This window comes from Klebsiella sp. 10-1 (genome assembly GCF_009758445.1).
Taxonomy (GTDB): domain Bacteria; phylum Pseudomonadota; class Gammaproteobacteria; order Enterobacterales; family Enterobacteriaceae; genus Klebsiella; species Klebsiella scottii.
In genome coordinates this window covers 967298-985258 of record NZ_WQRE01000001.1, presented here as the reverse complement: position 1 = coordinate 985258, position 17961 = coordinate 967298, and the positions used below count along the sequence as shown (strand labels likewise).

Annotated in this window: 20 protein-coding genes; 8 read left to right on the top strand and 12 right to left on the bottom strand. The window is 61.5% G+C overall.

Annotated features, from left to right (window positions below):
- Positions 1 to 2 precede the first annotated feature (2 nt).
- Positions 3 to 344 (top strand): PTS fructose-like transporter subunit IIB, encoded by a 342-nt coding sequence (locus tag GO007_RS04660; protein WP_095096154.1) that lies wholly within the window; start codon positions 3 to 5, stop codon positions 342 to 344.
- 51 nt (positions 345 to 395) lie between these two features.
- Here the strand turns inward: GO007_RS04660 and GO007_RS04655 are convergent, their stop codons facing one another.
- Complete coding sequence (locus GO007_RS04655; protein ID WP_095096152.1) at positions 396 to 1163, bottom strand: phytanoyl-CoA dioxygenase family protein; 768 nt, start codon at positions 1161 to 1163, stop codon at positions 396 to 398.
- A gap of 114 nt (positions 1164 to 1277) precedes the next feature.
- Here GO007_RS04655 and GO007_RS04650 point away from each other — a divergent pair, with 114 nt between their 5' ends.
- Together GO007_RS04650 and GO007_RS04645 are read left to right on the top strand one after the other, a co-directional pair.
- Positions 1278 to 1418, top strand: a complete 141-nt coding sequence (locus GO007_RS04650) for a hypothetical protein (protein WP_157349074.1) — start codon at positions 1278 to 1280, stop codon at positions 1416 to 1418.
- Positions 1415 to 2248, top strand: coding sequence for a helix-turn-helix transcriptional regulator (locus tag GO007_RS04645; protein ID WP_095096149.1), 834 nt, complete (start codon positions 1415 to 1417; stop codon positions 2246 to 2248). Before GO007_RS04650 ends, GO007_RS04645 begins: the two co-directional genes overlap by 4 nt.
- A 13-nt stretch (positions 2249 to 2261) precedes the next feature.
- Here GO007_RS04645 and GO007_RS04640 read toward each other — a convergent pair whose 3' ends face one another.
- The 8 genes from GO007_RS04640 to hpxU form a co-directional block, all read right to left on the bottom strand.
- Positions 2262 to 3161 (bottom strand): GGDEF domain-containing protein, encoded by a 900-nt coding sequence (locus GO007_RS04640; protein ID WP_095096146.1) that lies wholly within the window; start codon positions 3159 to 3161, stop codon positions 2262 to 2264.
- A gap of 295 nt (positions 3162 to 3456) precedes the next feature.
- The gene (hpxK, locus tag GO007_RS04635; RefSeq protein WP_095096143.1) at positions 3457 to 4719 is read right to left on the bottom strand and encodes an allantoate amidohydrolase; all 1263 of its coding nucleotides are present in this window, start codon (positions 4717 to 4719) and stop codon (positions 3457 to 3459) included.
- Positions 4716 to 5957 carry a pyridoxal-phosphate-dependent aminotransferase family protein gene (locus GO007_RS04630; protein ID WP_095096140.1) on the bottom strand — a complete coding sequence of 414 codons (1242 nt, stop codon included), beginning with the start codon at positions 5955 to 5957 and terminating at the stop codon, positions 4716 to 4718. Before GO007_RS04630 ends, hpxK begins: the two co-directional genes overlap by 4 nt.
- Positions 5958 to 6115: 158 nt before the next feature.
- Positions 6116 to 6853, bottom strand: a complete 738-nt coding sequence (locus tag GO007_RS04625) for an amino acid ABC transporter ATP-binding protein (RefSeq protein WP_095096138.1) — start codon at positions 6851 to 6853, stop codon at positions 6116 to 6118.
- Positions 6834 to 7490 carry an amino acid ABC transporter permease gene (locus tag GO007_RS04620; RefSeq protein ID WP_189339836.1) on the bottom strand — a complete coding sequence of 219 codons (657 nt, stop codon included), beginning with the start codon at positions 7488 to 7490 and terminating at the stop codon, positions 6834 to 6836. The genes GO007_RS04625 and GO007_RS04620 overlap by 20 nt, the downstream gene beginning before the upstream one ends.
- Positions 7490 to 8155, bottom strand: coding sequence for an amino acid ABC transporter permease (locus GO007_RS04615; protein WP_095096132.1), 666 nt, complete (start codon positions 8153 to 8155; stop codon positions 7490 to 7492). The genes GO007_RS04620 and GO007_RS04615 overlap by 1 nt, the downstream gene beginning before the upstream one ends.
- Before the next feature lie 9 nt (positions 8156 to 8164).
- Entirely contained in the window at positions 8165 to 8950 is a 786-nt protein-coding gene (locus tag GO007_RS04610; RefSeq protein WP_095096129.1) for a transporter substrate-binding domain-containing protein, read from the bottom strand.
- A gap of 214 nt (positions 8951 to 9164) precedes the next feature.
- The gene (gene hpxU / locus GO007_RS04605) at positions 9165 to 10004 is read right to left on the bottom strand and encodes a MurR/RpiR family transcriptional regulator HpxU (protein WP_095096126.1); all 840 of its coding nucleotides are present in this window, start codon (positions 10002 to 10004) and stop codon (positions 9165 to 9167) included.
- 251 nt (positions 10005 to 10255) lie between these two features.
- Here hpxU and hpxW point away from each other — a divergent pair, with 251 nt between their 5' ends.
- The 4 genes from hpxW to hpxZ are packed head-to-tail and all read left to right on the top strand — an operon-like array spanning position 10256 to position 13814.
- Positions 10256 to 11839, top strand: a complete 1584-nt coding sequence (gene hpxW / locus GO007_RS04600) for an oxamate amidohydrolase (protein ID WP_095096124.1) — start codon at positions 10256 to 10258, stop codon at positions 11837 to 11839.
- Between the two features lie 9 nt (positions 11840 to 11848).
- Entirely contained in the window at positions 11849 to 12037 is a 189-nt protein-coding gene (hpxX, locus tag GO007_RS04595; RefSeq protein WP_095096121.1) for an oxalurate catabolism protein HpxX, read from the top strand.
- A complete protein-coding gene (locus tag GO007_RS04590; protein ID WP_095096118.1) occupies positions 12034 to 13431 on the top strand; it encodes an AtzE family amidohydrolase in 1398 nt (465 codons plus the stop codon). The genes hpxX and GO007_RS04590 overlap by 4 nt, the downstream gene beginning before the upstream one ends.
- Positions 13428 to 13814, top strand: coding sequence for an oxalurate catabolism protein HpxZ (gene hpxZ, locus GO007_RS04585; RefSeq protein WP_041144880.1), 387 nt, complete (start codon positions 13428 to 13430; stop codon positions 13812 to 13814). The genes GO007_RS04590 and hpxZ overlap by 4 nt, the downstream gene beginning before the upstream one ends.
- A gap of 51 nt (positions 13815 to 13865) precedes the next feature.
- Here the strand turns inward: hpxZ and puuE are convergent, their stop codons facing one another.
- Genes puuE through GO007_RS04570 form a run of 3 tightly spaced genes read right to left on the bottom strand, consistent with a single transcriptional unit; the run spans position 13866 to position 16288 of the window.
- Positions 13866 to 14810 carry an allantoinase PuuE gene (puuE, locus tag GO007_RS04580; RefSeq protein WP_095096115.1) on the bottom strand — a complete coding sequence of 315 codons (945 nt, stop codon included), beginning with the start codon at positions 14808 to 14810 and terminating at the stop codon, positions 13866 to 13868.
- 21 nt (positions 14811 to 14831) lie between these two features.
- Positions 14832 to 15572 carry an allantoin racemase gene (gene hpxA / locus GO007_RS04575; RefSeq protein ID WP_095096113.1) on the bottom strand — a complete coding sequence of 247 codons (741 nt, stop codon included), beginning with the start codon at positions 15570 to 15572 and terminating at the stop codon, positions 14832 to 14834.
- On the bottom strand, positions 15572 to 16288 hold the full coding sequence (locus tag GO007_RS04570) for a GntR family transcriptional regulator (protein ID WP_095096110.1): 717 nt from the start codon (positions 16286 to 16288) through the stop codon (positions 15572 to 15574). The genes hpxA and GO007_RS04570 overlap by 1 nt, the downstream gene beginning before the upstream one ends.
- Before the next feature lie 143 nt (positions 16289 to 16431).
- Between GO007_RS04570 and GO007_RS04565 the strand changes: the two genes are divergently transcribed.
- A complete protein-coding gene (locus GO007_RS04565) occupies positions 16432 to 17928 on the top strand; it encodes an NCS1 family nucleobase:cation symporter-1 (RefSeq protein ID WP_095096108.1) in 1497 nt (498 codons plus the stop codon).
- The last annotated feature ends 33 nt before the right edge of the window (positions 17929 to 17961 follow it).

Genomic DNA, 17961 nt, shown 5'->3' with positions numbered 1-17961 from the left:
ATATGGAACTGAATATCGTAGCGGTGACCGCCTGCGTCAGCGGCGTGGCGCACACCTATATGGCGGCGGAACGTCTGGTCAAAGTCGCTCACCATGAAAAATGGCATATGAAAATTGAAACCCAGGGCGCATTAGGCGTTGAGAATAAGATTACCCCTGACGAAATTACCCACGCCGACGTGGTGCTGCTGGTGACAGATATTGAAATCGACGATGCGCAACGGTTTATCGGCGTACGGACCATTAAAACCAGCATCAAAACTTTTTTACTTCAGCCGCAGCAGGTTATCGAGGCGGTGAAGTGCATCATGAAAAAACCGGTCGTCTATCTGGATATTCCCTGACCTTTCCTTCAGCAAAGGGCGGCTCCCCTGAACCGCCCTTACTTCGCTGGCCTACTTCACATCAAGCAACCATTTTTGCGCCGGCGTCAGACGACTTGCCGTTTCAGGCCTGAGCCAGCGCTGCTGGTCCTGCTGCGGCGTATCTTGCCTGTCGATATAGAGACCGTGCAGCACGCGCCTTCTGCTGCCGATGTGATTGCAGGTGCCGCCGTGCCAGGTATGAGCGTTATAAATCATCACGCTTCCCGCTGGCGCGGCAAACACCACCTCGTCAGGATGCGGCAGCTCGGGGTCCTCCAGCACGTCCTCCGGCAGCTCCGGTCGCAGATGAGTGCCGGGAATAATGCGCGGCGCGCCATTTTCGGCGCTTAAATCGTCAATAGCCCAAATCGTATTTACCAGATGTACTTTCGGAAAATCCGGTCGCGGCTTTTTCCAGTCGGCATGCAGCGGCTGGCTGCCGCCGTTGAGCAACGCTTCCCGCGCATTGAGGCTGGAAATCTTAAAATCGCCCTGAAAAATATACCGACAGGCGGAGAGGATCAGCGGATGAGCCCAGACTTTCTCCCAAATCACGCCCTTGTTAATCAGGTTGGCAATACGGGTCGCCGTCGCTTCCTGATGGTGTTCGATGGCGAGATTATCCCCCTCTTTCTCAACAATCTCGTCGATAAGGTCCCGCATCGCCTCCAGCCATTGCGGGTCGGCGACGCCATGCACCACGGTGTAGCCGAGGGTATTCAGCTCCTCTTTCATCTTTTCTGTAAGCGCAATATTGGCGCCAAGCGCATCCAGATATACGGCAGACTGATGTTCCATATTTATTTCCTTTAACCTTTCGATAACACGAAATAAACTTTAAACGGCGGCCGGCTGAAATACATGAGGCTAATCCTACGAAAAACTGGATATCCGTACGCGGGGGAGCAAACTGTGATTGCCATCAAAATCTCCGCATCCGCTGCCGTCCGCGGCGAAGCCGGCGCGCTGCAAGGTGATCCAACCGCGTCATTTATTTATAAAATAGTTTATAATCAAAAGGATAATAGCTATCTTTCGGGGTTTAGAGGATGATTGCAGATCTGCCGGAAATTCTACATCGCCTGGTCAATCAGCAGGATACGCTGCAGGTCAGATTCCCTGAGCCGGACGTATCGGTCCCTGAGCTGGCCTATAAAGTGCCCTTCCCTCGGCTGGAAATTGTGCTGGACGGCGAGCTAAGAGAGCGCGGTTTGCCGCTGTCTGATAGCCAGCTAAGGCTATCGCAGGCGCTGTACGTGCAGGCAGGTAAATGGACGTTACCGGAGTGGACCGGCCCGGCGTCGACGCTGAGCATCCTGTTCGGCAGACAAAAGCTGGGATTCTGCATCCAGCGCTGGGATGGCAAGCAGCTGCACACGGAGAAGCAAAACGTCGCCCGGCTTGGGCCGCGCGTCGGATCGTATCTGCTGTTGGCGCTGAATGAAATCTGCCTTCAGCCGGACCCGGTCACCGCCAGGCTGGTGGTGTCGGCGCTATTAAGCCATTGTCTTGAGCAGCTCGTCGGGCTTGAGATGCGGGTCAGCCGGAGCCGCGATCTGTTTTTGGCCGTCCAGGATTTTCTGGAGGACAATCTCAGCCAGCCCTTAACCCGGGAGTCGGTGGCGAAACGTTTCCATATTACCCCCAACTACCTCTCGCATATATTCCAGAAATCGGGCTCCGTCGGGTTTAACGAATATCTGACCAGCGTTCGGCTGGAAAAAGCCAAAAAGCTGCTGCGCGGCTATGATTTAAAGGTCAAAGAGATCGCCCATAACTGCGGTTTCGTCGACAGCAACTATTTTTGCCGGGTCTTTAAACGCTACACCGAGCGCTCCCCTTCAGAGTATCGTCGCCACTGCCGCAGCGCGCAGCAGGCGTAATTCCCGCCGCGCGTCAGGCCCACTCCACCCGGCCGCGGCCGTTATTTTTCGCCTTGTACAACGCTTCATCCACTTTCTTGATAAACGTTTCCTGAGGCTCATCGCGGCCGCGCATGCCGACGCCGATACTCACCGACAGCGGGTAGTCGCTATTAATCAAAATGGTGCGGACATTCTCCAGAATCGACTGCGCCAGGCCGCGCACCTCGTCAGGCGACATACCGTCGATAATAATGGCGAACTCCTCGCCGCCAATCCTCGCCGGCTGTATTTTAGCGCTGGTTAATTTTGCCAGCTGCTTGCCGAGCGCAAACAGCACCTCATCGCCCACCAGGTGACCGTAGGTATCATTAATTTTCTTGAAGAAATCGATGTCGAGAATCATCAGCGCCAGCTGGTGGCCCTGCTTTTCGCGAATGGTATCAATAAAAAAGCGCCGGTTGGGCAGTTGGGTTAATTCATCTTTAAGCGATTGCGAGCGCGCGTCGACGTAGAGGATGTTAATGCGATCGATAATTTTGTAGATCCCGATAGTGGTCAGGAGCATGCCCGACAGGCGCAGCAGATCTTCGCAGTAGTAGCCCATCCATCGCGGCTGGACGAAAATCTCGTCCATTAAATCGAAGGTGCCGCCGGCGATCCACAGCAGCAGCCCGTAGCGCACCCAGTTAACCGCCACGTGGCTCATTCTGACTTTTGCAGAATTCCACAGCATAAATACCAGAAACAGCAGGGCCAGCAGATCAATATAGAATCCGGAGTTGGCAAATATCACGTTCCAGGGGCCTAAAGGTTGGGAAATAAAAACGCATAACGCCGATACGGCGATAATCACGAATAGCGCGGGAAGCAGGTTACCCGGGGAAGTGGCCAGCGGGGCCTTGGGAGGCAAATGTTTTTGTAAATCAGGCATCGGCGTGTCTCTCAAACAACGTTGTCTCTCTCAAAACGCAGCATACCAGCCCGATGAGATTCGGCGCATCAAAAACCCGCATAGCGGGAGCGTAAATAAGCGGCACGAAGTGGGTATAAAAGGTGGACTAAGAGAGTGGACTGACCCCGCGGAATTTTTCCAACTGACTACCAATCCGTGGCGACGAGGTCAGTGCCGCGGATGGTATAGCGATCGCCTGCGGCATTTTTAGCATTTAGTGCTAATTTTTTTACAAATCCCCCCGACTTTCCCCTCCCAAAACGGGAGGGAAATATCAGGTAATATCGCTCAGCGCCAGCGTTGCCTGGCTAAACGCCGCGATCGCCAGCGCGACGTCCGCCGCCGTCACCGACTCCGCCGGATGATGGCTGACGCCGCCTTTGCAGCGGACAAACAGCATCCCTACCGGCCAGCGTTCGGCCATCGCGATGGCGTCGTGCCCGGCGCCGCTCGGCAGCGACAGGGAACGATCCTGCACCCGGCAGACTGCGGTACTCAGCACCTTCTGCAGCCGCTCATCGCAGGCGGTGGCCGCAATCCGGTAGAACTCCTCGGAGCCAAACTGCAGGCCCCGGCGGTCGGCAATCGTCCGCGCATCGTCGAGCAGCGTGTCCAGCAGCGCCTCTAACGGCCCCTCGTGCGGGCCGCGAATATCAAGGCTCAGCGTCACCTCGCCGGGGATCACGTTGACCGCCCCCGGCGCGCAGCGCAGGGTGCCTACCGTGGCCACGAGGTTGCCCCCCTGCTGCCGGGTTCGGCTCTCAATCAGCGTCATCCATTCGGCGGCGGCGGCCAGCGCATCCCGGCGGTGGCTCATCGGTACCGTCCCCGCGTGGCCCGCCTCTCCGCGAAAGCGACAGTTCAGGCGGCGCGCGCCGTTGATCGCCTCAACCACGCCCAGCGCCAGCCCCTCCTGTTCGAGGCACGGCCCCTGCTCGATATGCAGCTCCAGGTAGGCGGCAATCTCCTCCACCCGGCGGGCGGCGAGCGCGACCCGCGTCGGATCGAGCCCGACCTGCGTCATCGCCTGCGCCACGCTGGTGCCTTCGGCATCGGTCTGCGCCAGCCAGCCCTCGGGCCAGGTGCCGGTCAAACCCCGGCTGCCGAGCAGAGTAATGCCGAAACGCGTCCCTTCCTCATCGCAGAAGCCGACAATTTCAATCGCCCGCGCCGGCCGTCGCCCCTGCTGATAGAGGCTTTGTACTACCTCAATCGCCGTCAGCACCCCCAGCATGCCGTCGTAGCGCCCGGCGTTGCGGACGGTATCGAGATGCGAACCTAACAGAATGGCCGCGGCCCCTGCCTGCTCCCCTTCGTAGCGCCCGCAAATATTGCCGACGCTATCCTGCCAGACGCGCATCCCGGCCTCGGTCATCCAGCGTGCGACCTGCTGGTTGGCCTGCAGATGCTGCGGTGAAAGATAAACCCGGGTCAGCGCATCAGCGGTTTCGCTGATCGCGGCCAGCTCATCGGCCCGCACCATCACCCGCGCCGCGGCCTGCGCCCACTCCGCCTGCTGGCGTACCGGTTGGCTCATTGCGGACTCTCGCTGCGGTAGTGGTCCCATGCCGCCTGCATGGCGGCGCCCTGAGTGGTGGCAAATTTGAGGTGGTTCAGCACCGACTCCAGAGCGCTGAGGGTGGTCATCACGCAATCTTTGCGCGCGTTATAGCCCATCGTGCCGATACGCCATACCTTGCCGTGCAGCGGGCCGAACGAGGTGCCGATCTCGATGGCGAAATCGTCGAGCATGATTTTACGCAGCTGGTCGCCGTTGATCCCCTGCGGAATAACCACTCCCAGCACATTATTCATCTTGTGCTGCAGGTCGCCGAAGATCTCCAGCCCCATCGCCTGGATCCCCTTCAGCAGCGCATCGCCGTGCAACTTATGCCGGGCAATGCCGTTATCCAGCCCCTCCTCAAGGATCAGGCGGGCGCATTCGCGGGCGGCGAACAGCGCCGAGGTGGCCTCGGTATGGTGATTCAGGCGCTCCGGCCCCCAGTAATCCATGATCATGCCGAGATCGAAGTAGTTGGAGTAGATCGCCTCATCAACGCCGTCGAGATGGGCGTCGGTGCGAATCCCCTCTTCTACGCACTTGCGGCGACGAATAGCCTCCTCCATCCGCGCGCTCAGGGTGACGGGCGAGGTCCCGGACGGGCCGCCAAGACACTTCTGCATCCCCGCCGATACCGCATCCAGCCCCCACGCGTCGCTTTCGAGGGCGTTACCGCCCAGCGAAGCGGTCGCATCGGTATAGAACAGCACGTCGTAGCGGCGGCAGATTTCGCCCAGCTCGGCCAGCGGCTGCAGCATGGTGGTGGAGGTATCGCCCTGTACCGTTAGCAGCAGGCGCGGGCGTACGCGGCGGATGGCGTCCTCAATCTGCTGCGGGCTGAAGACCTCTCCCCACGGCACCTCAATGGTATGAACCTCGGCGCGGCAGCGGCGGGCGATTTCACACAGCAGGTGGCCAAAGCGGCCAAATACCGGCACCAGCACCCTGTCGCCGGGGCGGATGGCGGAGACCAGAATCGCTTCAATTCCCGCGCGCGAAGTCCCGTCCACCAGCATCGTCCAGCGGTTATCGGTGCGAAACACGCCGCGATACAGGGCCATCACTTCGTTCATATAGTGAGTCATCGCCGGGTCATACTGGCCGATAAGCTGGCTCGACATGGCGCGCAGCACGCGCGGGTCGGCGTTGATCGGTCCCGGCCCCATCAGCATACGCGGCGGCGGGTTGACTGGAGAAAATTGAGCGATATCCATCTTAGATTCCTTAGTGTGCCTATCCCGGTAGGCGCAATTGTTGAAGGCAGTTTGAACACGAACAGCGCGGAAAAACCGGAGCGAACACGTAGTACGTGAGGATTTTGCGCACTGCCCAGGTTCAAAATGCTGAATAAAATAGCCTAACGGCCAGGCTCTTAATTCAGGCCACGCACGGAGGAGATAAACTGCTTCAGTTCGTGAGTCTGCGGGTTGGCAAACAGCGTTTTGCTGTCGCCCTGCTCCCAGACGCGTCCCTGATGCATAAACACCACGCGGTCGCCCACTTCACGGGCAAAATTCATTTCATGGGTCACGAGGATCAGCGTCATCCCTTCGGCCGCCAGCTGCTCAAGGACCTTGAGCACTTCGCCCACCAGCTCGGGGTCCAGCGCCGAGGTTATCTCGTCGCAGAGCAGAACCTTCGGCGACATCGCCAGCGCCCGGGCAATCGCCACCCGCTGCTGCTGGCCGCCGGAAAGATTGGCCGGATAGTAGTCCAGCCGGTCGCCGAGCCCCACTTTTTCCAGCATCTGCCGGGCCAGCTCGCGACATTCGGCGGCGCTCTTTTTCAGCACCCGCCGCGGGGCCAGCATCACGTTTTCCAGCGCCGTCATGTGCGGGAACAGGTTAAAGTTCTGGAACACCATTCCGATGGAGCGGCTGATCTCGCGGGCCTGCGAATCTCGGTCGGTAATGGTCATCCCGCCGAGCTTAATGCTGCCGTCCTGATACCCTTCCAGGCCGTTGATGCAGCGCAGCAGCGTGCTTTTCCCCGACCCGCTGCGGCCGATAATCGAGATCACCTCGCCCATATCGATATCCAGATCGACGCCTTTGAGCACGTGGTTGTCGCCGTAGTACTTCTGCATCTGATTAATGGTGATGAGAGGCATTGAATTTGTTCTCCAGATAGCGGCTGTAGCGTGACAGCGGGTAGCACAGAATAAAGTAGCCCAGCGCCACCAGCGCAAAGACCTTAAACGGCTGGTAGGTGACGTTGGTCAGCATCGTGCCGGCTTTGGTCAGCTCGACGAAGCCGATAATCGACGCCAGGGCGGTGCCTTTCACCACCTGAACCGCGAAGCCCACCGTCGGGGCGATGGCGATACGCAGCGCCTGCGGCGCAATAACCCGGCACAGCGTCTGGGTGAAGCTCAGCCCGAGGCAGCGCGACGCCTCGCACTGTCCTTTCGGTAAGGCGCGCAGGCTGCCAAACCAGATATCGAGCAAAAAGGCGCTGGTATAGCAGGTCAGCGCCAGCGATGCGGCGGTCCACGGCGAGACGTCGATACCAAACAGCGCCACGCCGAAGAAGGCCAAAAACAGCTGCATTAACAGCGGCGTTCCCTGGAACAGCTCGACGTAGCCGCGGATCAGCCGCTTGATCTGGCGCCCGCCGGTCAAACGCAGCAGCAGCAGCGGCAGCGTCACCAGCGCTCCGCCGAGAAACGCCACCAGCGATAGCAGCACCGTCCAGCGCCCGGCCAGCAGCAGATTGCGGATAATGTCCCAGTCGGTAAAGGTGGCCATCATGCCTGTACTCCCAGCCATTTTCGCCCCGCCGCCATCAGCAGCTGACGCATTGTTATCGACAGCACCAGGTAGATCCCCGTGGTGACCAGATAGACCTCAAAGCTGAGGAAGGTTCGCGACTGGATCAGGTTCGCCGCGAAGGTCAGCTCCTCATACGAAACCTGCGAAACCACCGACGATCCCAGCATCACGATGATGCACTGGCTCACCAGCGCCGGATAAATCCGCTGCAGCGCCGGCGGCAGAACCACCTGAATAAAGGTCTGCGTGCGACTAAGCCCCAGCACGCGCCCGGCCTCCCACTGCCCCTTGGGGGTAACCTGAATCCCGGCGCGCACGATTTCGGTACTGTAAGCCCCGAGGTTGACCACCATCGCCAGCAGCGCGGCCTCACCGGCGGTCATCTTCAACCCTAAATTGGGCAGGCCAAAGACGATAAAAAACAGCTGGACCACGAACGGCGTATTGCGAATCAGCTCCACGTAGCCGCCCCAGATGCGGCTAAACCACGTCGGACGCCCGCTGCGGATCGCGGCACCGAAAATGCCTATCGCTAAGCCGCCCGCCGTCGCCAGCACCGTCAGCTGAACGGTCACCCACAGCCCTGCCAGCAGCTCTGGCCAGTGCGGCCAGAGTTCGGAAAAATGAAGTTGTTCCGTCATGCCGGGACCTTATGCGCCAAAGCCTGCGGGCAGCGGCGCCTTCAGCCACTGCTGCGACAGCGCGTTGAGCGTGCCGTCCTTAACCCCTTGCTCAATCAGCGCGTCCACCTTCTCCTTCAGCGCCGGCTCGTTCTTTTTCAGACCGATAAAGCACGGCGAATCTTTCAGCATAAAGCTCGCTACCGGCGCCTTCTGCGCATTTTGCCGGGAGATAGCCGCCACCACGAGGTTACCGGTCGCCAGGTACTGCACCTGCCCGGAGAGGTAGGCTGACAGCGTGGTGTTGTTATCCTCGTAGCGCTTGATCTGCGCCTCTTTCGGCGCCAGCTCGCTCAGCACCATATCCTCCACCGCGCCGCGGGTAACGCCGACGGTTTTACCGCTCAGCGCCGCCGCATCCTTCAGCTCCTGCCCCTTCGGCCCGAAGACGCCGAGGAAGAACGGCGCGTAGGCGCGGCTGAAATCAATCACCTTCTCGCGCTCCGCATTCTTGCCGAGGCTGGAGATAACCAGATCCACTTTATCGGTTTGCAGGTAAGGCACCCGGTTGGCGCTGGTCACCGGCACCAGCTGCAGCCTGAGCTTCATCTGCTTCGCCAGGTAGCGCGCCATATCGATGTCATAGCCCTGGGGCTGAAGATCGGTACCCACCGAGCCAAACGGCGGGAAATCCTGCGGCACCGCGATACGGATAACGCCGCGCTTTTCAATATCCTGCAGCTGGTCGGCTTTGGCCGCGCTAATTTGCGTGAACAGACAGGCGGCCCCGGCCAGTGCGATCAACAGTTTTTTCATGATGTTTACCCGTTACGTTAGTATGAAACAAAAGATTCTTTAAATAAACTTTTGCAACTAATGTGCCAGGTCTTTGCGACGCCGGCGCCGACGCGGAAAGCATCATTAAATAGCTATGAAACAAGGAAGAGAGAGAGAATGCGGGGAAATATCGCCCTCTCTCACCGTCGGAAATTCGCACCAAAATAATGCAAAGCACCACGCTTACGCCCCATTATCGCTGCTCGAGCTCGTCCAGCTGCTGATAAAGGGTGGCGATTTCGTGAATGCGCGGGCGACCTTTATCGAGGATCTCATGCAAAAACGCGTTAGCCAGCAGGTTGATCAGGCTGTTGACCGACGCATAGCTATCGTAGGCCGAGACGCTATCGAGCGGCGCGCAGAGCTGCCAGCGGGCCAGCGGAAACAGGCCGTGCGCCTGCGGCTCGCACATCAGCAGCACCGGAACGCCGCTGGCCTGGAGCTGCTGCAGCAGAGGACGAATAAGCCGCGGGCGGCGGCGAAAGGCCATCACCACCACCACATCTCTGGCCGACAGATCCACCAGCTCCTCGCTTAAGCTTTGCCCCGGCTGCGGCAGCACCTGCACCTGACCGCGCGCCTGCAGCAGCTGCTGGCGCAGGTGTAGCGCCGCAGGATAGGCGTTGCGCATGCCGACGATGACCACCCGTTCGGCGGTCACCATAGCGTTAATCGCTTCGGCAAACTGGCGCGCGTCGAGCGCATTGACCCACTGCGTCAGATTGGCCATCTCCTGCTTATAATGCCGCGCCAGCAGCGTGTTTCCCTGCACCGCGTCGCGGTTATCGGTCAGCGGCATCCCGCTCTGCCGCAGGGTGCGCAGCTCATCGCGCATATCCTTATACTTCTCATACCCTAGCCGCTTGAACAGGCGGCTCACCGTCGCTTTCGACACCCCGCTAAGCTGCGCCAGCTCGGCGCTGTTATAGCTAATCAGGTCATCGAAGTGATCGAAAATAAAATCCGCCACCCGCTGCTCCTGGGGCGACAGGGCGGCGTACTGCCCTTTCAGTCGTTCATCAAGCTGTTGCATAAGGCCCCTGTAACTTTTGTTTCATCAAACTATACCCGTCATACTCCACCTTGCCTATGCGCTGGCGATGCGTCTCGCGCTGTTGTCGCTATTTATGCCCGGCCTGCGGCGCGCATGACGTTGAATACCCTTCCTTTCACGATGCGTGCCAGTCCGGCAAAAAGCGTCGGCGGCCGGGAATGAAACTTTGGGTTCAGAAGTGGAACGGCTTTTGCACTCTGAGAGAATACATCGCGTCACGAGGACAACGAATGCACAGTCATGTATCCACCCGGGGGATGGCGGTCGCCCCCCATCACCTGGCCAGCCAAAGCGCGCTTGCCGTTCTGCGCGAAGGCGGAAGCGCAATAGAAGCGATGGTCGCCGCGGCGGCCACCATCGCCGTAGTTTATCCCCATATGAACGGGCTCGGCGGCGACGGCTTCTGGCTTATCGTGCCGCCGGAAGGGGAACCGATAGCGATAGACGCCAGCGGTGCGGCGGGTTCGGGAGCAACGCTGAGCGCCTATTCCGACCTGCAGCAGATCCCGCACCGCGGCCCGCGCGCCGCGCTGACCGTCGCCGGCACCGTCAGCGGCTGGGACGAAGCGCTCCAGGTGTCGCGCTCCCTGAGCGGAAAAGCGCTGCCGCTGGCGCGTCTGTTGGAAGATGCTATCGGCTACGCCAGCAACGGTATTCCGGTCACCGAATCCCAGGCCAGCGCCACCGCCGGCAAGCTTGATGAACTCCGCTCGCTGCCGGGATTTGCCGGGACCTTTCTGGTCGACGGCCGGCCGCCGGTCGCCGGCAGCCGCTTTCGCCAACCGGCGCTGGCCAACACCCTCAGACGGCTGGTCGATGAGGGGCTGGATAGCTTCTATCGCGGCCCGCTGGCTGAAACCCTGGCCGAGGGCATGGCGCAGTACGGACTGCCCATCACCCTTGACGACCTTCAGCAGCACCGCGCCCGCCGCCCTGCGCCGCTAAAACTTACGCATCAGCACGGCGAGCTGTGGAACCTGGCGCCGCCGACGCAGGGGCTGGTGTCGCTGGCGATTCTCGGCATTACCGATCGCCTGGCGATGACCGAGGCCGATGAGGCCCTGACCGTCCACCGCATCGTCGAGGCGACCAAGCTGGCCTTTAGCCTGCGCGACGCCCATATCACCGACCCGCGTCACCTTGATGTCGATATTCAAAGCCTGCTGGAACCGGCGGCGCTGCAGGCGCTGGCCGGGCAGGTCAGCGACCGGCAGGCCGCCCCGTGGGGCGCCGGCAAGGGGCCTGGCGATACCGTGTGGATGGGGGTCATGGACGGCAGCGGGCTGGCGGTCTCCTTTATTCAAAGCATCTACCATGAGTTCGGCAGCGGCGTCGTGCTGCCGGAGAGCGGGATTGTCTGGCAGAACCGCGGCGCCTCGTTCAGCCTCGATCCGCAGCACCTGCTGGCGCTGGCTCCCGGCAAGCAGCCGTTCCACACCCTTAACCCGGCGGCGGCCCGCCTCAGCGACGGCCGGGTGATGGTTTATGGTTCGATGGGCGGCGACGGCCAGCCGCAAACTCAGGCCGCCCTATTTACCCGCTATATCCTGCAGGGGGTGCCGCTGCAGGAGAGCATTTCCCGGCCGCGCTGGCTGCTGGGGCGGACCTGGGGACAAACCTCCGACTCGCTGAAGCTGGAAGGCCGCTTTACGCCGCAGAGCGTTGCCCGCCTGCGGGCGCTGGGGCATGAGGTCGAAGTGCTGGACGATTTCAGCGAAGCTATGGGCCACGCCGGCGCCATCGTCCGTCATCCGAATGGCCTGTTTGAAGGGGCATCCGATCCGCGCAGCAACGGCTCAGCCGCTGGTTATTAGGAGTTTAGCATGCAAAAAATGACGCTCGACTGGAGCACGTACCTGGCACAAATGGAGCAGATCCTCGGGATGGAGCTTGATGAAGCCCGCCGCGCCGAGCTTCAGCTGCAGTTCAGCCGCATCGCCGCCATGGCCGAACCGCTGATGGCCTTCCCCATCGATGAACGCCTGGAAATCGCCGGAGTGTATAAAGCATGACGCTTAACCAAATGACGATTAGCGAGATCCAGCGCGCGCTGCAGGCCGGGGAGCTCAGCGCCCGGGAGATCGCGCGCCAGACCCTGGATGCCATTGCGCGGGTCAACCCGCACATCAACGCCTGGACGACGGTGACGGAAGCGCGAATGCTCGCCGAAGCGGAGAGTATTGATACCCTGCGCCGGGGCAAGCAGCCGCTGCCGCCGCTAGCCGGAGTCCCCTACGCGGTGAAGAATCTGTTCGATGTCTCCGGACAGACCACCCTCGCCGGCGCCAGGCTGTTTAGCGAACGCGCTCCCGCCGCGGCCGACGGCTGGGCGGTGCGCCAGCTGCACGCCGCCGGCGGGCTGCTGTCAGGGATGCTGAATATGGATGCCTACGCCTACGGCTTTACCACCGAAAATAGCCACTACGGCGCGACGCGTAACCCGCACGACCTGGCGCGCATCGCCGGCGGTTCATCCGGCGGTTCGGCGGCGGCGGTGGCGGCCGGGCTGGTGCACTTCGCCTTAGGCAGCGATACCAACGGCTCCATCCGCGTACCGGCCTCCTTATGCGGCATTTTTGGCCTCAAGCCGACCTTTGGCCGCCTGTCGCGATCCGGCAGCCATCCGTTCGTCGCCAGCCTCGACCACATCGGCCCCTTAGCCCGCAGCGTCGGCGACCTCGCCGCGGTCTACGATGCGCTGCAGGGGCGCGATCCCGGCGACGGTTTCCAGGCCGATAAGGCCAGCGAGCGAACCAGCAACCTGCTGCCACGCGGTCTGGAAGGCCTGCGCTGCGCGGTGCTCGGCGGCTATTTTAGCCGCTGGTGCGATGACGACGCGCGGGCCGCCGTCGCCCGGGTGGCCCAAGCCCTCGACGCCCGTGAAGAGCTGCTGTTCCCCGAGGCCGAGCTCTCCCGCTCGGCGGCGTTTATCATCAGCGCCTCCGAAGGGGGCAATCACTACCTGCCCGCGCTGCGCCGCGAGCCGGAACGCTTCGAACCCCACTCCCGGGAGCGCCTGCTGGCCGGGGCGATGATCCCGGCGAGCTGGTATATTCAGGCGCAGCGTTTTCGCCGCCACGCCCGGCAGGCGTTTCAGGCGCTGTTTGCCCACGCCGATATTCTGATCGCGCCGGCAACGCCGCGCAGCGCCACGCTCATCGGCGAGCAGACGATGGAAATCAACGGCCAGCCGCTGCCGGTCCGCGCCAGCATGGGAATGCTCACCCAGCCCATCTCCTTCGTCGGGCTGCCGGTCGCTACGGTGCCGCTGCGCAGCGCCTCCGGGCGGCCGATTGGCCTGCAGCTGATCGCCGCTCCGTTTAATGAACAGGCCTGCCTGCGGGCGGCGCGCGTACTGGAAGAGATGGGGCTTACCGATGCCAGCCCTGCGGAGGTAATAGCATGATCGATCAGGATAATATCAACCGGCCTCGCGTTCTGGCCGAGGTGACGGCCGCCTTTTATCGCTATGAAGAGGCGTTGGTCAGCAACAACGTCGCGGTGCTCGACGAACTGTTCTGGGAGGATAAACGCACGGTGCGCCTCGGCGCCGGGGAGAATCTCTACGGCGCGGACGAAATCCGCGCCTTTCGCGCCGCCCGCCCGGCGGCCGGACTCCAGCGCGAGCTGCGCCACACGGTGATCGTCAGCTTCGGCGAGGATTACGCGGTCTGCAGCACCGAGTTTACGCGTGAAGGCAGCGATCGCGTGGGCCGCCAGCAGCAAACCTGGGTGCGCTTTCCCTTCGGCTGGCGCATTGTCGCCGCTCAGGTAAGCCTGATGAGCTAACGAAAACGGCCGGTACAACCGGACCGGAGCAGGCTCCGGTCCGGCCATCGGCTAGCGACGAAACGGATGCGCCTCCCGCCAGCGGTCGGCTATCTGCTGGCGGGTGCAGACCCACACCTGCTCATGCTGCTGGACGTAATCAAGGAAGCGCTGCAGGGCCCGAAAGCGCCCCGGCCGGCCTAACAAACGGCAGTGCATGCCGACAGACATCATCTTCGGCGCCTCGCGCCCCTCTTCATACAGCACGTCGAAGCTATCTTTGAGGTAGGTATAAAACTGTTCCGCGGTGTTGAACCCCTGAGCGGTGGCAAAACGCATGTCGTTGGTGTCGAGGGCATAGGGCACAATCAGGTGCGGCTTACGCGAACCGTCGCCGCACGGCACCTCAACCCAAAACGGCAGATCGTCGCCGTAGTAGTCGCTGTCGTAATCAAAGCCGCCGTGCTCGACCACCAGCCGGCGAGTGTTGGGGCTGTCGCGCCCGGTGTACCAGCCGGTGGGCGGCCTGCCGAACAGATCGCTTAAGACCTGCACCGCCTGCTGCAGATGCGCGCGTTCGGTCTCGATATCCATCTGCTGATAGTGGATCCAGCGCCAGCCGTGGCTGACCACGTCGTAGTCGGCGGCCCTGATCGCCGCCACGATATCCGGATGCCGCGCCAGCGCCATCGCCACGCCGAACACGGTCAGCGGCAGCCCGCGCTGGCTGAACTCGCGGTGAATGCGCCAGAACCCGGCGCGGCTGCCGTACTCATACAGCGAGTCCATCGACATATGCCGGTCAGGGTAGCTGGCGGCGCCGATAATGTCGGAGAGAAACTGCTCGGAGCCCGCGTCGCCGTGCAGCACGTGGTTTTCCGCCCCCTCTTCATAATTTAAAACAAACTGTACGGCGATACGCGCGTTCTGCGGCCACGGCGCGCGCGGCGTCTGCCCGGCGTAGCCCCGCAGGTCGCGAGGGTAGTCCTGATTAAAAAGCGCTGACTGCTGACCCATCTCCCACCTCTTCACTAATCACTATCCGTTGAATGACTGAAACCTGCCGCCTAAATTTTTCGCTTCCGGGAAAGCTAAGTCCCCCTGCTTGCTGGTCGACAGGCCGAGCGCCACCAGCGACTCGACCATTTTTACCGCCGCGCTCACGCCGTCAATGACCGGAACGCGCAGCTCGCGAGTGAGCTCCTGCGCCAGCGTCGCCATCCCGCCGCAGCCCAGCACAATCGCCCCGCAGCCGTCCTCCTTCAGCGCCTGAATGCAGCGCTGACGGACCTTCTCCTGCGCCAGCCCGCTGCCATCTTCCAGCGCCAGCACCGGCAGGTCGATGGCGTGCAGCCCGGCGCAGTGATGATAGAAGCCATACTGATGCAGCAGGTGGCGGGCGATAATCAGCGTGCGCGGCAGCGTGGTGACGATGGAAAAGCGGGTGGCTACCAGCGTCGCCATATGCATCGCCGCTTCGGCGATGCCGATAACCGGCCCCTGCGCCAGCTCGCGCGCCGCCAGCAGCCCCGGATCGCCAAAACAGGCGATCACGTGCCCGGAGACGCCCTGCTGGCGCCCGGCCTTAATTTGTTCGAGCACGCCGACCGCGGCGATGGCTTCATCGAAATGCCCTTCGATGGAGGGCACGCCCTCCGCCGGGCAGACCGCCAGAATCTCAGTTCCCGGCGCGGCCGCCGCCCGCGCGGCGGCGCCGATGGTCTCGGTCATCGCGAGGCTGGTGTTGGGATTAATCACTTGTATACAAACAGAGGGCATTACGGCTCCTTGTAGCCGGCGAACAGCCGGGCGAAATCGGGCAGGGAAACGCCCGCCCGGTCAAAGCGCAGGCTGGCAACAATATGGGCAAAGTGGTGGGTCAGCGCCTCGCTCAGCGGCTGCAGCTCCCCGTCGCGCAGCAGCCTGATAAGCTGCCCGTGATCGTCGCAGCGGCAGCCCTGTCGCCACGGCGAGCCCCATGCCGCAATAGCTAATGAAGAGCGCTGGCTCAGGCGGGTGACCATATCGGTAAGCACCTCGTTGGCGGAGATCGCCTGCAGCTGAATATGAAATTCGGCGGAGTAGCGGATCGCCGCCGGGCCATCACAGGCTTCATGCGCCTGCTGCTCCTGGCGAATAATCGCCTCCAGCGCCGCCAGATGCGGCGGCCGGCAGCGGGCCAGCACGTCGGGCAGATTAGCCACCTCCAGCAGCTCTCGCGTACGGAAGATATCCCGCGCCTCTTCCTCCGTGGGGCTGGCAACCTGTGCACCACGTTTGGGCGCCAGGGTGACCATTTGCACAGCGGCGAGTCGCTGCAGCACCTTGCGGATCCCCGTGCGGCTGACGCCAAAGACCTCCGCCAGCGCCTCCTCCGGCAGTTTACTGCCCGGCGGCAGCTGATGTTCAACAATGGCGGTCATCAGCGCCTGATAGATGGGTTCATCCTTGTCCTGCAGGCCTGGCGCGGCGTACAGACGATTTTCGTGACTCATTAACCGGCTCCATATTCACGTTTCGATATCAGATCGTATACATAAAAATTAAATTCTGCATACAAGATTAACTATTTTGGCCTAATTCCTGCAACAGCCTCATCAATCCATTTCAAGGGGTTTCATTAAGAGGAGCAGGTTTCATGCCACATTCACAAAATACGCATCAGGTTAAGGCCGCTGACTCCAGCGCCGGCTACAGTCCACGGCTGTGCAATGAGGATCTGGCGCCGACGCGCGACCAGAACTGGAGCTGGTACAACATCTTTTCCTTCTGGATGTCGGACGTGCATAGCATGGGGGGCTACGTCGTGGCGGCGAGTTTCTTTACCCTGGGCTTAGCCAGCTGGCAGGTGTTGCTGTGCCTGCTGGTCGGCATCTGTATCGTCCAGCTGTGCGCCAACCTGGTCGCCCGGCCCAGCCAGATGGCGGGCGTGCCCTATGCGGTGATCTGTCGCCAGGCGTTCGGCGTCTTCGGCGCCAATATTCCGGCGGTGATCCGCGGGCTTATCGCCTTTGCCTGGTACGGGATCCAGACCTATCTGGCCGCCAACGCGCTGATGCTGGTGATGCTAAAGTTCTGGCCGTCGCTGGCGACGCTTACCGCGAGCAGCTTCCTCGGGCTGTCTCATCTCGGCTGGCTGTGCTTCGCCACCATGTGGCTGCTGCAGGCGATGGTGTTCTGGCACGGCATGAGCGCCATCAAGCGCTTTATTGATATCGCCGGTCCGGCGGTCTACGTGGTGATGCTGGCGCTGGCGGGCTGGATTGTATACAAGACCGGCTTTGACGGGATCTCCTTTACCCTCGCCAGCAAGTCGCTGAGCGCCGGGGAGCAAACCTGGCAGATGATCACCGCGACCGCGCTGGTGGTATCCTATTTCTCCGGCCCGCTGCTTAACTTTGGCGACTTCTCGCGCTATGGCAAAAGCATGGGTGAAATCCGCCGCGGCAACCGCTGGGGCCTGCCGTTTAACTTCCTGCTGTTCTCTATCGTCACCGTGGTGATTGTCTCCGGGACGCAGTCGCTGTTCGGCCGCATGATAACCGACCCGATTGAGACCGTGAGCCGCGTAGGTAACGACCTGGCGGTGGCGATCGGCCTGCTGACGATGATCACCGCGACCATCGGGATCAACATCGTCGCCAACTTTGTCTCCCCGGCCTTCGACTTTTCCAACTGCTCGCCGCAAAAAATCAGCTTCCGTACCGGGGGCATGATCGCCGCGGTGGGGTCGATCCTGCTCACCCCGTGGAACCTGTTCAACTCCCCGGAGCTTATCCACTACACCCTCGACGTGCTGGGGGCGTTTATCGGCCCGCTGTTCGGCATTCTGCTGGTTGATTTCTACTTAATTAAGCGCGGGAAAATCTCGGTGGACGATCTGTTTGACGACACGCCGAAAGGACAATACTGGTATCGCAACGGCTTTAACCCGAAGGCCATTGCCGCGCTGGTGCCCTCCGTGGCTATCGGTCTGGTTATCAGCTTTATCCCCGCCCTGCATGAGGTCGCCAACTTCAGCTGGTTTATCGGCGTGTTCCTGAGCGGCGCCGCCTACCGCTGGATTGCCCGCGACGATCGCGCCGCCGTCGTCGCCACGCGCTATGACGCCCGCGCCGTTGCGCAGAAAGAGTAATCTCCCCTCTCTGGCCGCGCCTCCGGCGCGGCA

Excerpts from the sequence above, each read along its gene's own strand:
- GO007_RS04660 (WP_095096154.1), top strand. The coding sequence starts at position 3 with ATGGAACTGAATATCGTAGCGGTGACCGCCTGCGTCAGCGGCGTGGCG.
- GO007_RS04655 (WP_095096152.1), bottom strand. The coding sequence starts at position 1,163 with ATGGAACATCAGTCTGCCGTATATCTGGATGCGCTTGGCGCCAATATT.
- GO007_RS04645 (WP_095096149.1), top strand. The coding sequence starts at position 1,415 with ATGATTGCAGATCTGCCGGAAATTCTACATCGCCTGGTCAATCAGCAG.
- GO007_RS04640 (WP_095096146.1), bottom strand. The coding sequence starts at position 3,161 with ATGCCTGATTTACAAAAACATTTGCCTCCCAAGGCCCCGCTGGCCACT.
- hpxK (WP_095096143.1), bottom strand. The coding sequence starts at position 4,719 with ATGAGCCAACCGGTACGCCAGCAGGCGGAGTGGGCGCAGGCCGCGGCG.
- GO007_RS04630 (WP_095096140.1), bottom strand. The coding sequence starts at position 5,957 with ATGGATATCGCTCAATTTTCTCCAGTCAACCCGCCGCCGCGTATGCTG.
- GO007_RS04625 (WP_095096138.1), bottom strand. The coding sequence starts at position 6,853 with ATGCCTCTCATCACCATTAATCAGATGCAGAAGTACTACGGCGACAAC.
- GO007_RS04620 (WP_189339836.1), bottom strand. The coding sequence starts at position 7,490 with ATGGCCACCTTTACCGACTGGGACATTATCCGCAATCTGCTGCTGGCC.
- GO007_RS04615 (WP_095096132.1), bottom strand. The coding sequence starts at position 8,155 with ATGACGGAACAACTTCATTTTTCCGAACTCTGGCCGCACTGGCCAGAG.
- GO007_RS04610 (WP_095096129.1), bottom strand. The coding sequence starts at position 8,950 with ATGAAAAAACTGTTGATCGCACTGGCCGGGGCCGCCTGTCTGTTCACG.
- hpxU (WP_095096126.1), bottom strand. The coding sequence starts at position 10,004 with ATGCAACAGCTTGATGAACGACTGAAAGGGCAGTACGCCGCCCTGTCG.
- hpxW (WP_095096124.1), top strand. The coding sequence starts at position 10,256 with ATGCACAGTCATGTATCCACCCGGGGGATGGCGGTCGCCCCCCATCAC.
- hpxX (WP_095096121.1), top strand. The coding sequence starts at position 11,849 with ATGCAAAAAATGACGCTCGACTGGAGCACGTACCTGGCACAAATGGAG.
- GO007_RS04590 (WP_095096118.1), top strand. The coding sequence starts at position 12,034 with ATGACGCTTAACCAAATGACGATTAGCGAGATCCAGCGCGCGCTGCAG.
- hpxZ (WP_041144880.1), top strand. The coding sequence starts at position 13,428 with ATGATCGATCAGGATAATATCAACCGGCCTCGCGTTCTGGCCGAGGTG.
- puuE (WP_095096115.1), bottom strand. The coding sequence starts at position 14,810 with ATGGGTCAGCAGTCAGCGCTTTTTAATCAGGACTACCCTCGCGACCTG.
- hpxA (WP_095096113.1), bottom strand. The coding sequence starts at position 15,572 with ATGCCCTCTGTTTGTATACAAGTGATTAATCCCAACACCAGCCTCGCG.
- GO007_RS04570 (WP_095096110.1), bottom strand. The coding sequence starts at position 16,288 with ATGAGTCACGAAAATCGTCTGTACGCCGCGCCAGGCCTGCAGGACAAG.
- GO007_RS04565 (WP_095096108.1), top strand. The coding sequence starts at position 16,432 with ATGCCACATTCACAAAATACGCATCAGGTTAAGGCCGCTGACTCCAGC.